The sequence below is a fragment of the Poriferisphaera sp. WC338 genome (genome assembly GCF_050931845.1).
In the GTDB taxonomy this organism is placed as follows: Bacteria; Planctomycetota; Phycisphaerae; order Phycisphaerales; family Phycisphaeraceae; genus Poriferisphaera.
Genome location: NZ_CP194516.1, coordinates 3,450,185 through 3,464,939, shown reverse-complemented (window position 1 = coordinate 3,464,939; position 14,755 = coordinate 3,450,185). Strand labels below are relative to the sequence as shown.

General features: G+C 49.8%; 15 protein-coding genes. 5 read left to right on the top strand and 10 right to left on the bottom strand.

Going from position 1 to position 14,755, the window contains the following annotated elements:
- Positions 1 to 8: 8 nt before the first annotated feature.
- Together ACQ6WK_RS14350 and ACQ6WK_RS14345 are read right to left on the bottom strand one after the other, a co-directional pair.
- Positions 9 to 422 carry a hypothetical protein gene (locus tag ACQ6WK_RS14350; protein ID WP_432798072.1) on the bottom strand — a complete coding sequence of 138 codons (414 nt, stop codon included), beginning with the start codon at positions 420 to 422 and terminating at the stop codon, positions 9 to 11.
- Between the two features lie 3 nt (positions 423 to 425).
- A complete protein-coding gene (locus ACQ6WK_RS14345; protein WP_432798071.1) occupies positions 426 to 2,885 on the bottom strand; it encodes a DNA gyrase/topoisomerase IV subunit A in 2,460 nt (819 codons plus the stop codon).
- A gap of 169 nt (positions 2,886 to 3,054) precedes the next feature.
- Between ACQ6WK_RS14345 and ACQ6WK_RS14340 the strand changes: the two genes are divergently transcribed.
- Genes ACQ6WK_RS14340 through ACQ6WK_RS14330 form a run of 3 tightly spaced genes read left to right on the top strand, consistent with a single transcriptional unit; the run spans position 3,055 to position 5,072 of the window.
- Positions 3,055 to 3,606, top strand: a complete 552-nt coding sequence (locus ACQ6WK_RS14340) for a crossover junction endodeoxyribonuclease RuvC (RefSeq protein WP_432798070.1) — start codon at positions 3,055 to 3,057, stop codon at positions 3,604 to 3,606.
- A gap of 38 nt (positions 3,607 to 3,644) precedes the next feature.
- Positions 3,645 to 4,367, top strand: a complete 723-nt coding sequence (locus ACQ6WK_RS14335; protein WP_432798069.1) for an HAD family hydrolase — start codon at positions 3,645 to 3,647, stop codon at positions 4,365 to 4,367.
- Positions 4,368 to 4,409: 42 nt separating this feature from the next.
- Positions 4,410 to 5,072: an SGNH/GDSL hydrolase family protein gene (locus ACQ6WK_RS14330; RefSeq protein WP_432798068.1), complete on the top strand. Its 663-nt coding sequence runs from the start codon at positions 4,410 to 4,412 to the stop codon at positions 5,070 to 5,072.
- A 31-nt stretch (positions 5,073 to 5,103) separates the two neighbouring features.
- On the opposite strand, the gene ACQ6WK_RS14325 is transcribed toward ACQ6WK_RS14330, so the two are convergent.
- A complete protein-coding gene (locus ACQ6WK_RS14325; protein ID WP_432798067.1) occupies positions 5,104 to 5,634 on the bottom strand; it encodes a type 1 glutamine amidotransferase domain-containing protein in 531 nt (176 codons plus the stop codon).
- 143 nt (positions 5,635 to 5,777) lie between these two features.
- Between ACQ6WK_RS14325 and xylB the strand changes: the two genes are divergently transcribed.
- Complete coding sequence (gene xylB / locus ACQ6WK_RS14320) at positions 5,778 to 7,307, top strand: xylulokinase (RefSeq protein WP_432798066.1); 1,530 nt, start codon at positions 5,778 to 5,780, stop codon at positions 7,305 to 7,307.
- 87 nt (positions 7,308 to 7,394) lie between these two features.
- Positions 7,395 to 8,432 carry a protein-methionine-sulfoxide reductase catalytic subunit MsrP gene (gene msrP / locus ACQ6WK_RS14315; RefSeq protein WP_432798065.1) on the top strand — a complete coding sequence of 346 codons (1,038 nt, stop codon included), beginning with the start codon at positions 7,395 to 7,397 and terminating at the stop codon, positions 8,430 to 8,432.
- 44 nt (positions 8,433 to 8,476) lie between these two features.
- Here the strand turns inward: msrP and ACQ6WK_RS14310 are convergent, their stop codons facing one another.
- The 7 genes from ACQ6WK_RS14310 to tpiA all read right to left on the bottom strand — a co-directional run bounded on the left by ACQ6WK_RS14310 (position 8,477) and on the right by tpiA (position 14,698).
- A complete protein-coding gene (locus tag ACQ6WK_RS14310; protein ID WP_432798064.1) occupies positions 8,477 to 9,385 on the bottom strand; it encodes a hypothetical protein in 909 nt (302 codons plus the stop codon).
- A gap of 141 nt (positions 9,386 to 9,526) precedes the next feature.
- Positions 9,527 to 9,736, bottom strand: a complete 210-nt coding sequence (locus ACQ6WK_RS14305) for a hypothetical protein (RefSeq protein ID WP_432798063.1) — start codon at positions 9,734 to 9,736, stop codon at positions 9,527 to 9,529.
- 214 nt (positions 9,737 to 9,950) lie between these two features.
- Complete coding sequence (locus ACQ6WK_RS14300; RefSeq protein WP_432798062.1) at positions 9,951 to 10,712, bottom strand: PDZ domain-containing protein; 762 nt, start codon at positions 10,710 to 10,712, stop codon at positions 9,951 to 9,953.
- A gap of 122 nt (positions 10,713 to 10,834) precedes the next feature.
- Positions 10,835 to 12,073 (bottom strand): phosphotransferase, encoded by a 1,239-nt coding sequence (locus tag ACQ6WK_RS14295; RefSeq protein WP_432798061.1) that lies wholly within the window; start codon positions 12,071 to 12,073, stop codon positions 10,835 to 10,837.
- A 71-nt stretch (positions 12,074 to 12,144) separates the two neighbouring features.
- Entirely contained in the window at positions 12,145 to 13,041 is an 897-nt protein-coding gene (locus ACQ6WK_RS14290; protein ID WP_432798060.1) for a YicC/YloC family endoribonuclease, read from the bottom strand.
- 219 nt (positions 13,042 to 13,260) lie between these two features.
- Positions 13,261 to 13,785, bottom strand: coding sequence for a preprotein translocase subunit SecG (secG, locus tag ACQ6WK_RS14285; protein WP_432798059.1), 525 nt, complete (start codon positions 13,783 to 13,785; stop codon positions 13,261 to 13,263).
- 142 nt (positions 13,786 to 13,927) lie between these two features.
- Complete coding sequence (gene tpiA / locus ACQ6WK_RS14280) at positions 13,928 to 14,698, bottom strand: triose-phosphate isomerase (protein WP_432798058.1); 771 nt, start codon at positions 14,696 to 14,698, stop codon at positions 13,928 to 13,930.
- Between the last annotated feature and the right edge of the window lie 57 nt (positions 14,699 to 14,755).

Sequence of the window (14,755 nt, the reverse complement as noted above, 5' to 3'; positions counted from 1 at the left end):
AATTGAGACTAGGAGCCTTTGCGGGCAGAAATTTTATCGCCAGATTGAATCGTCAGATGTACTGGGCCGGTGTACCCACTGCCACAAGCTTTCTCAAGATTTACTATGATGGACTTACGTTCTTTGTTCGGTTTGGAATAGTGCACCTCGATTCGGGGGGGAACCACTTTATTTTTCAATGTTTCCTTCTTTGCTTTGGCGATCCCGCCATAGCTCATCGGTGTGAGTCCGCGATCTGTTGAATCAATCGAAACACTCAAGAGTGCCATGCCTGTGTTGTTCTTGATGGTGAATGTGACTGGCTTCGGCGCAGTCGTCGGTTTTTCTTTTTTTGTTTCGGTTTCAGCATCCCCGCCGCCGCATGCTGCAAGTGTCAGAGTGACAAGGATTAGAAATAAGATTGTCTTAAATCGTCTAATCATGTATTAGTCCTCGTCTTCCATCAGGATTGGTGGTGTAGGGTCATCAGGGATGATTTTGATGATTTGGCCGTGTTTCTGGATTTCCGTTCCTTTGCCGCCACGCGAGGTTGTTTTGTACTTCGCGGTACTGATCGTTTTTTCTGCGCCGCGATTGGTTTTCACTCGAAGTAAATCACGATCTTGCGTTGAAGCTTTAAAGCCTACGACCTGATCATCTTTTGCTAGTTTGACCAGTTGTACACCTTTACCTGGGCCGGAGAGGAAGTTAATTTCTTCGGCTTTGCAGATCATCGCGCGGCATTTCGCGCTTATCGCCAGAATTGTTTCTTCCAGCTTGCCCTTCGTGCGGTGTTTGTGTGTTACTAAGGCAGCACCAACGACGCGCGCGCCTTTGGACGGACGTGCAAACTTGCGGCCTGCTTTGGTGGATGGTTCAATAAATGGTTCGATCGAGAATCGCAACGCATAGCCATCAGATGAAGCTGCAAACGCATGCAGTGTTGGCCATTCAAGACTAGATTTATCATCTAATCTAATTGATGAATAGTCTTTATCTGTTCCTAATGCGCGTGGGTCTAACGAGTACGCCGCTACAATCTTTTCGCCGTCTTTCAGTTTGAATAGCTTCTGAATCGGCTCGCCATAACCGGTTGTCGCTGGGATATCCAGAATTCGTGCGGTGTATGCTGTGCCGAATGATGAGAAGAACACGATCGTTGCTCGTGTTGACCCTGCAAGGCAAGCCAGCACTGAATCCCCTTCGCGCAAACGTGTGTTGGCTGGATCTTTGATCTCGCGTTGTCGCTTGACCCAGCCGTCTGTCGTTACCAGCACGTTGGCATCTTCTGCGACAATAAAATCCTCTTCCGAAAACTCTGGCTCATCCTCGATCGAAGCAATCTTGGTTCGTCGCTTATCATTCTTTGCGAATTTGTCAGATATTTCAGTAATTTCCGTTTGGATGATCTGCCAGCGTCCCGCCGCAGTGTCGTCCTTCAACAGCTTGTTGATCTCACGTGCCCGCTTCTTTTTCGCCTTCAATTCATCCTGAATCACTAGGATTTCAAGTTTTGCAAGGCGATACAGTTTCAACTCAAGGATAGCATCGGTCTGCTCTGCATCGAGTTTGAATTTAGCCATGATCTTTTTGGCGGCATCAGCTTTACCATCCGATCGCCTGATGATTCGAATGATCTGATCCAGTGCATCAAAGACTGTCACGAATCCTTCAAGGATGTGGATTCGCTTATTTAGCCCGGCCAGCTCATTCTCAAGCCGTCGCGTGACTACATCCAAACGGAAATGCAGGAAGTGCCACAAGATTTGTTTCAGATCCAAACGATCCGGTGCGCAGACGTCTGGATTCTCCGTTGGCACCAAACAAGTCAAGTTCACCGAGAAATTCGTCTGCAGTGGCGTATGTTTATATAGATAGGCGAGCACCTTCTGTTCGTCTGCATCTTTTTTGATGTCCAGTTCAATGCGAACATCCTCAGCCGACACATCACGTACATCTAACAAGAGTGGCATCTTCCTTGAGATTACCACATCTGCAATTCGCTCCACCAACGTCGATTTGTTCACCATGTACGGAATTTCCGTGATGATGATCTTCTTTACCGATCGTGACGTTGGACCGAGCTGATGACATGCGCGTGTTCGCACTGTCCCCGACCCTGTCTTGTATATCTCTTTCAACTCAGCTTTTGTATTAATGATCTGTCCGCCCGTCGGGAAGTCCGGCCCTTTCACCGTATCCGCCAGACGCGCTGCCGTCAGCTCAGGATCATCAATCAATCGCAACAGTGCTTTACACAATTCGCTCAGATTATGCGGCGGAATACTCGTCGCCATCCCCACGGCAATCCCTGTCGCGCCATTCAACAGCAAGTTTGGCAGTTTCGCCGGCAACACAACAGGCTCGCTCTTCGATCCATCGTAGTTTGGCCGAAAATGAACTGTGTTCTGTGAAATCTCCCCCAGCATCTCCGTCGCCGAAGGCGCCAATCGGCACTCTGTGTAACGCATCGCCGCTGGCGGATCACCATCCAGCGAGCCAAAGTTTCCCGACCCCTCAATAAGTGGCAAACGCATTACAAATGACTGTGACAGCCGCACCAACGCATCATAAATCGCTGAATCGCCGTGCGGGTGATAGTTACCCATTACATCGCCGACTACCTTTGCCGATTTGCGGTGTTTTACTTCGTGTGTGAGCCGTTGCAACCACATTGTATAACCGATGCGCCGCTGAACAGGCTTCAGTCCATCGCGCACATCAGGTAGTGCCCGTGATGTAATCACCGACAGTGCATAGTTCAAATACCGTTTTTGAGCTGCATCATGCAGCGAAACCGCAGAGTTGTCTTCTGCCCCACCTCCTGCTGTTACGTCGAACAGCAGTGCCTCATCATTGGCTGTGGTTTTTTTGGTTTTTCGAGCTGAGGATTTGCGTTTGGCCACAACGGCCCTCCATGGCAATAATCAATGCCGCGACATTCTTCCGATGATCATCGCGGACTGGACCCAATCACGATAAATCAGATCAGCCTTGGCAGCAAGGGCTGACCCCACGATGGGGATTTTTAATCACGAGATAGGCCGTCTTTGCGCCTGATGTTATGCTGTATTTATGAGTCAGGTCTCCGAACATCCAAACGATACCATTGGCGGCGGTGGTGGCTCCGGAGTATTACGCATCCTTGGTGTCGACCCCGGTCTCAGCATCACAGGCTACGGCGTTGTCGACATCAAAATTGGCAATATCGAACCCACGCTCGTTGAAGGCGGTGTATTCAAATTTAAAAGCAAACAATCCGTTGAAGCCAGGCTCGCTCAACTTTATAACGACATGAAAGAACTGATCATTGAAGTTCGACCCGACCAACTTGCCATCGAAAAACTCTACTCACATTACGCCCATCCTCGCACCGCCATCATCATGGGGCACGCACGAGGCGTGATTCTCCTTGCCGCTCAACAAGCTGGTATGACCCTCCATCATCTCGGCGCAAATGAAGTCAAAAAATCTATCACCGGCTACGGACATGCTTCCAAAGAACAAATCCAGCGAGCAGTCCAATCTCAATGTAACCTCAAGGATCTTCCTGAGCCTCCCGATCTCGCCGACGCCATCGCCATCGCCCTCACACATGCCCGTCGTATCGCCGTCGATAAGCTTTGATTGCCGCCATTCTCCAATCCTGATACTACAATATCTTCATGGAACTACCCTACGCACTCCTCATCGATCTTGATGATACTATCCTCGACACCACCTTAAGTGCTGACCGTAATTGGTTGCGCGTTGCAGAAGCAGCATCTAAGCGTGGGATAGACATTGATCCTGAAGTTTTTGTTCAACATATGCTTGCTGTCCGTGAATGGTATTGGTCCGATACGCAGCGTTCTGAGCAGGGTCGTCTTGTTATCGAAAAAGCCCGCGCCGAGATGATTGCCGAAACGCTTCGTCGTTTGCACTACCGTAGCAATCACTTTGACCAGTACGTTGCCGACATGCAGACCGATTTTACTACCCACCGCATCGATGCCATGCAATTGATGCCAGGCGTATTGGATGCGCTCAAAGCCTTCAAAGCTCGCGGCATTAAGACCGCTCTCATGACCAACGGCCAGGGTGATATGCAACGCACCAAGGTCAACAAATTCGATCTTACGCCGCTCTTTGACGCCATTCTTATCGAGGGTGAACTCGGCTTCGGCAAACCCACTGAAAAATTTTATTACTATGCACTCGATCAGCTTGGTGTTGCCGCCGCTGAAACATGGGCTATCGGCGATAACCTCCACTGGGAGGTTGATGCTCCTCAACAGCTTGGTATGAAAGGGATTTGGATCGATTGGCGACGTGAAGGCTTGCCGTCCACTTCCGATGTGACCCCTGATCTCATCATTCATAGCCTCGCCGATTTGTTACAATCATGAACTTGTTATGCCTTGAAATGATTTGCAGCGCGAGACATCATCATGAAAGAGATTAAACAAAAACTTGTGAATGGCGAACCTCTCGTTTGGCTTTTCTATGGCGACTCAATCACGCATGGTGTTGCTCATACTCGTGGTTCTCGTGACTACGTTGAACACTTTGAAGAAATGCTCCGTCACGACATGGGGCGTAGTCTCGATGCAGTGATTAACACAGCCATCTCTGGGCACACCACAAAAGAACTCGTCTCGCAATTTGATATTCGTGTCCAGCGCCACCGTCCGGATATTGTCTTCCTCATGATCGGTATGAATGACTGCTCCGCAGATGCTCCTCAGCACACTCCCCTCAAAGACTTCCGCAAAAATCTTTATGATCTTGCCGAACGCATAGCTGGTCTTGGCGCGCAACTCATTCTCCAAACTACATGTCCGATTGTTCGTGGCTATGCCCCTGAACGTGAGCCGCATTATCCTGCCTATATGCAAGCCATCCGCGATATCGCCAATGAAAAGAATCTCCCCCTGATCGATCACACTGCTTTTTGGGAATCACACGATGATGCTTACTGGCTCGAATGGATGAATAACGCCTTCCACCCCAACGCACGTGGCCATGCGGTGATGGCAAGGAAACTCCTTCAGGATACTGGTTTCTGGGGCACCAATGCCTTTGCCTGCAACATCATCGACAGCATTGCCTAATCTGTACTTAGATATCTGGAAGTGATATTGATCAATTTTCTTCCAGCACTCTCAAATACGCCGCACAAAATGCCGGCAAATCATCCGGCCTTCTTGATGACACACGATTTCCATCGATCACCACTGGCTCATCATGCCAAATCGCTCCAGCATTCCGCAAATCATCCGTCAAGCCCGGCGTCGATGTGTACTGGATTCCCTTCACGATTCCCGCAGAAATATCAATCCATGGGCCATGGCAAATTGATGCGATTGGCTTTCCTTGTTCCGCTATCTCTCGCGTAATCCGTTTTACTTCCTCGTACCTTCTCAACTTGTCAGGCATCCACCCGCCAGGCACAATCAATCCATCGAAATCGTTCGCCGACAAATCACGTATCGCTGCCTCCGATACCTGCGGATACCCATGCTTTCCTTTATGAACTACGTCCTTCTCCAGCCCCGCTACGACAATCTTACATCCCGCTTCAAGCATCCGGTATTTCGGATACTGCAGCTCCATATCCTCATAATCATCGCCCACAAAAATCAAAATCCGCTTACCGTTCACATTTTTATCCATCGTCGTTCTCCTTGTGCTGTTGGTATCATAGCCGATACATCTTCATGCAGCAGCCGCTTTCATCACCATGTGCCCTCCGGTAAAATACCCTCGCTCTCATCATTGAAACAAGCGGCGGCAAACCCCCTTCAAGGATGATTCACATGTCCCACCTTCTCGGGATCGACATTGGTACCTCCGGCACAAAAGTGCTCGTCTGTAATCAAGCCGGGCGCGTTATTGCAACCGCGACTTCACCGCATGACCTTATCATGCCCAAGCCTGGCTGGTCCGAACAAGATCCACAGCAATGGTGGCGTGCAACTTGTAAAGCCGTCAAAGCGGCACTTCATAAAGGTAACATCAAGAAAAACCAAATCGTTGCCATCGGTCTTTCCGGGCAAATGCATGGTTCCGTTTTCCTTGCCAATACTACCAAACCGTTACGACCAGCTATCCTCTGGAATGATCAGCGCACTGCTGAACAATGTGCTCAAATCGAGCAGGCCGCTGGCGGTAAACGCAAGCTCATCAAAGCCGTCGGTAACCCCGCACTCACCGGCTTCACTGCTCCTAAAATCCTCTGGGTCAAACAACATCAATCACAAATCTATCGTAAAACAAAGCAAATCCTCCTCCCTAAAGACTACATCCGCTATTGCATGACCGGCACGTTCGCTACCGAAGTTTCTGATGCCTCCGGTACACTTCTCTTCAACGTCGCCAAACGCAAATGGAACACCACCCTCATGCGCAAGCTCGACATTGACTCCGCACTCATGCCCACATGCTACGAATCACATGAAGTCACATCACATCTATCAGCAGAAGGTGCAAAGGCGATGGGATTGCTTGAGGGGATACCTGTTGTCGGCGGTGCCGCAGATAACGCAGCTGCGGCCATTGGCAATGGTGTCGTCAATAGTGGGATTCTCTGCGCCTCTCTCGGCACAAGTGGCGTTATGTTCGCGCACAGTGATCAGCCCGCCCTGGATCCTGGCGGCCGTGTCCATACCATGTGTTCTGCAGTTGATGGGAAATGGTGTGTCTTTGGTTGTATGCTCTCCGCAGGTGGCAGTTTCCAATGGTTTCGCAATGAATTAGCGGAGCCCGAACTGGCCGAAGCGAAGAAAAAGAAAATTGATCCTTACACCCTTCTTATTCAAAAAGCACAAGCCGCACCGCTCGGCAGTGAAGGACTTTTCTTTCTCCCTTATCTCACCGGCGAACGTTGCCCTCATCCCGATCCTGATGCACGTGGTGCATATATCGGCCTCACCCGTCGACATACTCGCAACCATATCATTCGTGCCTTGCTTGAAGGCGTTACCTTTGGCATGAACGATGCGCTCGAAATCATGCGGCACATGAATATCCCCGTTAAAACCATTCGACTCACCGGCGGTGGTGCTAAAGATCCGTTCTGGCGGCAACTTCAAGCTGACATCTACAACGCGCCTGTCGCTACAGTCAATTCAGACGAAGGGCCGGCTTTCGGTGTTGCGCTTCTCGCTGGTGTCGGTATCGGTGTGTGGAAGAACATTCAACAAGCTTGCAAAGCCATTATCACCGAAACTGAAAAACGTAAGCCTCTTCGAAAACACGCAAACCAATACATCCCATATCACAAACAATATCAGCAGCTATACGCAGCACTCGCTCCCGAATTCAAATCCATCACTAAATTGTCATAGCACGACTATCGTTATCAATGCTCAGGACGCTTCCTCATGGGGAAATTATTTATGGATAATTCTTGAGGATTAACGGATGGTTATAGCATGGCAAACATCAAAAACCCATACCGGATCTGGAATCATCTCCCCGATGTTGGCACACTTACTCCACCTGATGTTTACTTCAATCGTCGTGATTTTATCAAAAAGGTTGGGGCTGGCAGCATCGCTTTAACAGGGTTTGCCGGCATGGGCGCGTCATCGCTTTTCGCACAGCAAGTTCGCGTCGACAAGAAAGATTTACGCGTCATCGAGCATCCGGGTCTTGATCGCAAAAACGTCCTCGATAAATTCCCTGTTCCCCAAAACAAAAACTTTGTCAAAATCCCCGGTGAGCTCACGGCTATCACGCCAAAGCAAGATGCAATGAGCTACAACAACTTCTATGAATACACACTCGACAAAGCCAAAGTTTGGAAGGTCTGTCAGGATTTTGTTCCTGATCCATGGAAGATCGAAATCACTGGTGAATGCCGCAAGCCAAAAACACTCGACATCGACGATATCTACAAATTCCCCATGGAGCAACGCAACTACCGTTTTCGTTGTGTCGAAGCTTGGGCCATGAACGTGCCTTGGGATGGTGTTCCCTTCCACAGGATTCTCGAATCTGTCGAGCCCACCAGCAACGCCAAATACGTCAAGTTCACCTGCGTTGAGCGTCCCAAACAAATGCCCGGTCAGGTCTCCATGCCTTGGTATCCTTGGCCATACTTTGAAGCATGGCGCATGGATGAAGCCATGAATGAACTTGTCCTGCTCGTCACAGGCATGTATGGGCAGCCAATCCCCATTCAAAACGGTTCTCCCTTCCGAATGATTATCCCCTGGAAATATGGCTACAAAGGCCCGAAGTGTATGGTCAAAATCGAACTCACCAAAAAACGCCCCCCCACTTTCTGGCACACCGAAGTTCCGGATGAATACTCTTGGCTTTCTAACATTGACCCTAACGTACCGCATCCTCGATGGAGCCAAGCGACTGAATCAGTTCTTGGTACAGGCAAAAGAAGACCCACCTTGATGTATGGTGGGTACGGCGAATACGTCGCTAAGCTTTATCAGAAACCAGATCAATCGTGATCATCTTAATCAAATAAAGATTGAGAAACAGGCTTCAAGCGATACTAACGTTTACGTGTGCATCGCTTTTTTCTTGCGCATTTCTTTGCTGCCTGTTTCTTATGTTTTGATGCAGCATGTTTATGCTTTTTGGCCTTGGCATGATGTGCCTTGGCGCGTTTTTCATGACGTTTACATGCGCGATGGTGTTTCCCACACTTGCGATCTGTTCGGCTGCGTTTGAAATGCTTACGATTAGTGTGTTGCGACTTAATTTTGTCGTTTGAAGAAGATGTTGCGGTCGATTTTTTAATTACCGCCGGTGCTGGTGCTGCGGTTTCTTCCGTAGAAGGTATTGTTACTTCTTCAATCTGGATGACTTTAATATCATCAGCTTTGCTTGTAATTTCGTCGGCAGTCTCTGCGACTTTTACCTCTGGTGCATTAATCTTTTCCGCTGCAGTGTTGACTTCAAAGCTGTTCTTGAGCGATTTAATACGATGCTGATCGTATTGGCTTTGCCGTTGTCGCGAGATAGATCGTTGGTTGGTCTTGAGCCGTTCATATAAAAAGTTACGACTGGGTCGTACAGGACCCGGTAGCGTTGAGCTTGCGGGGAGATGAATGCGATGTCCTTCACCTGCATGGCGATACAGGATGACGAGTGATTTATCTTTTTGTGGTCGAAGCTCTACGGTCTCTGGACGCAGTTTCGGGCGGATATATCGCTTGATCACCGCCTCGTTCACAGGCCATTGTCCACGGTCATACCGATAGAGAAGTGCTGCATTGGTAAGCTGCTTGTCCATCACCGATTTGGATGGAGAATTATCGACAGAATTAATATCGAGATCTAAACCAGTTTTTAGGCTACAGCCACTTAGCATAATTAGACTAGCGGAAGCAACAAGAACGATGGTTAAGAAGCTTGCAGATATGTGTGAACGATTGACATGGAGTATGTTAGCTTTCATGAAATATGGATTCGGCCGTGAATCGCATGGCGCATGAAAAAAGCGGACGGCCTGATGTTATTGAGCATCAGTCCGCCCGGGCGTTGGATGGTAATGTTGTGATAATGAATGTGAATGCGCTTGAAACCAAACGCTTTTTAGCTACCGCTGTTTGTTAACGGACTCAGCCACAGGGACTTTCTTTGCCGTTTCCGCTTCACGTTGTGAGGCAAACAAGCCATATCCGATCATGAGCAAGCCTACTGCCGCCAATGAATGACTGAAAATCAATCCTCCGTTATGGCTCAAACATGCATAGAGTATGAACGTGATCGTACAAACCGATGCGATCATTTTGATAAGTGGATTCATGCCTGCCTCCAGTCAATGTGTCAATGAGTCCCTAGTGACAGAAAATTCGAATATAACCACCGCGGACGCAAATAAAATAAACTTGAAATGTATGTTTTTTACATGCTCACAGATGATTGAAGGCAGAATCGCCTTATGTTGCAAAAGATTTGCTAGATGCGGAACGTTGGCTGTTAATCTGTACGCTTTGTGCGGATGAGTACATTTATGTGACTTATTGTTGTGGCCATAGGTCGCTAGAGACGTGGCTAAGCATTTGCTTGCGGTACATTTGCCAAGCGGATTCAATTGGAGCAGCTAGTTCACCCGTCGGTGTCGTATTAATCGGATAGATTCTTGTGAGTTGCGTATAGCTACTCAATGTGATGCTACGGGTGAGGGTTTGATTCTTTCGCAATAGATCGAAGGTGACGACCGAATCGAGTTTCAGGTTGCGGATTTCTTGTGCGAAGCGTTGAAGGTTGAATCCGTGATTGGTCGGTTGGTGATTGATAGCGATAATCAGGTCGCCAGGGATGATATGCTGATAGGCAGGGAAACCGGGGAGAGTGCGTGTGACTTGGATCGCAGGGTGTTTGATGCGAGGGTCTTGGTGCGAAGCAATTTGAGAGAAGTTCATGCCGATCGCGCCGTGTTTTATCTTGGCATCTGGCGAGGTAGGTTTGATTTGAGATCGAATAAACCAGTGTCGAGTGATTTGCAGTAGCCTGTGCAGTTGTTCGTATGATCCCACGTTTTGAAACAAATGAATGATTTGCGCGTCGTCCAAGATCGCTTGTGAGAGCTTGAGATGCGCTTCGCTCCGCATCGAATAGGTTTCATGATCTAATGCATCAAAGTACGTAAGGAATTCGGGTAGAAGAATAGATTGCTTTTCGGCGTCTTGTGGGGCGGCAGCAACGCTGGGTGCAGTGATCAAACAGATTGTGATCATGCAATACTTACAGAATATTTGCCATCGTGAATCTTTCGACATGGTTGCTCCCAAGATGTCTGCTTAACAGAACCTATCATCGCATACTGCAAGCGGGTGTGGAAGCAAATCATCAAAAAATCGGGTAAACACGTGAGTCTGATAAGTGGCGAGAGAGATGATGATCATTCAGAGACGAGCGAGACGACTTTTTCGCTGTGCTGCTGAAGCCAAGTCACTTTGTTTTTGACCATTTGCAAGAACTTTACGCCGTCCATGCGGACAAACTTGCCGGTGGTGGCGACGGGGATGACTGACTCGGCAATGAGTGCTTCGATCATGAGCAGCGGAATGGTATTGAGCTCGGCTTTGGACAGGATCGTATCGGGGACAGATTCATAGGCACGCATGAAGCGTTTGTATCGTGATTCGTCGAGGTATTCAGGCCAGGTGGTGGGGTCGCCAGATCCGCCGAGGATGGAGAATTGTAGAGCGCCGTTGGCAATATCGAGGATGCGCTGTTGGACGCGGGCTGCGTCATAGTCGATGACGGCCACGACACGGTTGCCACGGAAGAGCATGTTGCCTGGGTGCCAGTCAGAGTGAACCACTTGCATGGGCCAGTCTTCCATACCGATTTCGATGACGCGATCGCTGGCGGTGTTGTAGGCTGTGCTGATGAAACTGATCAGGTCGTGGATCTCATCATGTTGTTTTTCGTACTGGGTAGGGAGAAGTTTTTCGATTGTTTTTGGGATGGTGGTGATGGCAGCTTTAACGCTGCTTGCGTTATGGTAAGAACCTTCTGCGGGTTCGTATTCGGATTGATACTTTTTGGTAAGCCGATGGTAGAGGCCGAGGATGCGTCCACTTTCAGCGGTAGCATCGAGGGAGCTGTCGTAGGGCGTGCCTTTGATGTACTCGAAGAGTTCATAAATGCGGCCGTGCAGCTGGAGCATTGAGTTATTGTCGGCTTCGGTGCCGATCAGATGAGGTAGCGGAAATTGTTGATCAGTAAGATGGAGTTGCAGCGCGTGTGAGAAAGCGACGCGGAAAGGATCATCTTTGCCTTTAGCGCGGCGTTTAAGGAGGTAGAGTCCAGAGTCGGTACGGATGAGTGCTTTGGGAGCTTTGCGCGAGCCGCGAGGAAATTCTTGAACCGCGCGGATGATGCCAAGGTCGTAGTGTGACATGACCACTGCGAGTTCATCAGCTATGAAACGGAGGCGGCCATGAGCGCCTTCACCGAGTGCGGGCATGGTAGAACCAGAGGATAGGCCGATGCGCGAATCGGAAAGCCCTTGCCCGCCACTTTGCATCTGGGCGGAAGACAAATGTCCCAGCGGCCACTCCGGCTCGACTTCACGTTCATTAGCGAGTGGATCGTGATCAGGGGCGGGGTTTTGTACTTCGTTTTCCTGCATATGGGTGTCACCCTGTGGGGGTGGTACGGCATGTTTGGACGCGAAACAAACACGTGCTTGCTGCGGAATGGCTACTCAACATTTTGCACTTGTTCTTTGATGCGATCAATGGCGGATTTTACCTCGACGATCGCGCGGCTGATGTCGGCATCGTTTGACTTGGATGCGATGGTATTCGCTTCACGCAGGAGTTCTTGCGCGAGGAAGTCGAGCGTGCGGCCGACGGGTTCTTCATCTTTGCGGCCGATGATTTGTTCGAGTTGTTCAAGGTGGCCGGTGGTGCGTGAAATTTCTTCAGAAATATCGGAGCGATCGGCGTAGACGGCAATTTCTTTGATGAGGTCTTGTTCGCCGATGTTGAGTTCAGCACGTGCCATGAGTTGATCGATGCGGGTTTTGAGTCGGTCGTGGTATTCGTCGATGACCAGACTTGCTCTTGTTTTGATAATCTCAATGCGTTCAAGGATAAAGTCGCGGTGTTTGAGCAGATCTTCAGCGAGAGCTTTGCCTTCGGCGTCGCGCATCTGATTCATTTTAATGACGACCTGATCAAGTAGATCAATCAGGATGGGGCGTGACTTAGCCATGAGGGTTTCTTCGTCTTCTGCAGGCTGAAGAACACCTGGCAGAGCGAGGAGCTGAGTGAGATCAATGTGAACCGAGTCGTTGTCTTTGATCTGATCTTTGATGGTTTTGAGGTGGTCGACGTAGGTGAGGAGTGCAGCGTCGTTGACACGAGAGGCGGCCTTTGCATCGGAGAGGCGGAGCTTGATGGTGAAGGTGAAGGAACCGCGGTTGACTTGATTACGCAGATGGGTCTCAAGCTCGGCTTCTAGGCCGGCGAGTTGCTCGGGGAGGCGGATGGATGCTTTGAAATACTTATTGTTGAGGCTGCGGAGTTCGACGGCGTAGTGTGTGCCGTCTTTTTCATTTGCTGCGTCGCCAAAGCCTGTCATCGATCGGATCATGTTGCCTCAATTCTGTGGTTACTGCTGTATGTCCCCGCTGCGTATCTTTTTATCGTCACTGTCTTGTGACAATATAACCTTCAGTGAGTGTGTTTGCTGTGTCAAGCAATCGGCACTGGGGCCTTATTATGACCGATCTAGAGTGGATTGTGCATATGGGGAAAATAAAAAACCGCAGCATTGAGGCTGCGGCTAGTAGGTTTTGCGATTACCCGGGATTTACGGCGTCTGCTCTTGCGGGGCAGGGGCGGGTTCCGTAGTGAAAGGTGCTGTTTCTGCAGGAGTTACAGGAGCTTCGGGGGTGTTGACTTCAGGGACGGGAGGGAGATTAAGGTCGGTCACATCAGTGCCAGCCTCGGGGATGACGATCGTTTCGCCATCTGGGGTGGGCAATGCGTCTTCGGTTAATGCTTCGTTGACCGCTTCATCAACCCGTTGTTCCTCGGTAGGAGGCTGGGGGGTACCTGCAACCGCCTCCGCGTGCGAATCGTTAATGATGCGTGTAAGGATAACAGCCAAGAGGATGAAACCCACGAAGCTAGCCGTGGTGACGATGGTGAGCATGTCGCCGGCTTTTGCACCGAACGCAGCGCCTTCTGAGCCACCGCCTCCACCAAAAGCACCGGAGAGTCCGCCGCCTTTTGGTTTCTGGATGAGAATCACCAGCATCATGAATCCTGCGATGAGGATAAAGAGCAGGGAGAGGATGCCGATGACAATGGGTGGGACAGCAAGGGTGGTCATAATATAAATCCCGTGGTTTCTGGTTCTTACAGCTCACCCCGAACAATGCGAGAGAGCATGAATCCTAGCGGTGATGTGCAATATGTCACGCAAAAAGTGCGGCATATCGTCACAGCCGGTGATTCGAACCAGATATTCTAAGTTATTTTGCGGCTTCGACAATGCCCATGAAGTCATCGGCTTTCAAAGCAGCGCCACCGATGAGACCTCCGTCGATGTCTTCTTGGCCCATCAGCTCGCCAGCGTTGGCTGGTTTCATGGAACCACCGTATTGAATACGCACACCGTCAGCGACTTCTTTGCCGTACATGGCCGCGAGATGTTCGCGGATGGCCTTGTGAGCTTTTTGAGCATCTTCAGGGGTTGCGGTCTTGCCGGTGCCGATCGCCCAGACGGGTTCGTAGGCGATGATAATATTCTTCATTTGCTCGGCTGAAACGCCTGCAAGGCCGTAGGAGAGCTGGGCGGCATTGATAGCGTCGGTCTGACCAGCTTCGCGCTGCTCGAGCTTTTCACCGATGCAGAAGATGACTTCCATGCCGGCTTCGAGGGCTTTGAGGTTCTTTTCATTGATGAGAACATCGGTTTCACCGATTACGTGGCGACGCTCGGAATGGCCTGTGAGAACGACACTTACGCCGACGTCTTTGAGTTGTGACAGGCTGATTTCACCGGTGTAGGCGCCGTTACCTTCGGTCCAGAAGTCCTGAGCACCTAGCTTGAGGGTTTTGTTGCCAGCTTCGCAGAGGGCTTGGCTGATGGCATCGAGGTAGACAAACGGTGGGCAGATGGCAACTTCACAAGGAGCCTCCGCAGTGACCTTTTCGGCCAGTGCTTTGGCAAGCGCAACGGCTTCTTCCTTGTTGAGGTTCATTTTCCAGTTACCACCGACGTACTTTTTGCGATTGGCCACGACTGGCACTCCTGTTGTAAATGTATGTTTTGTAGGGACTTAATTTCGATATCCGTA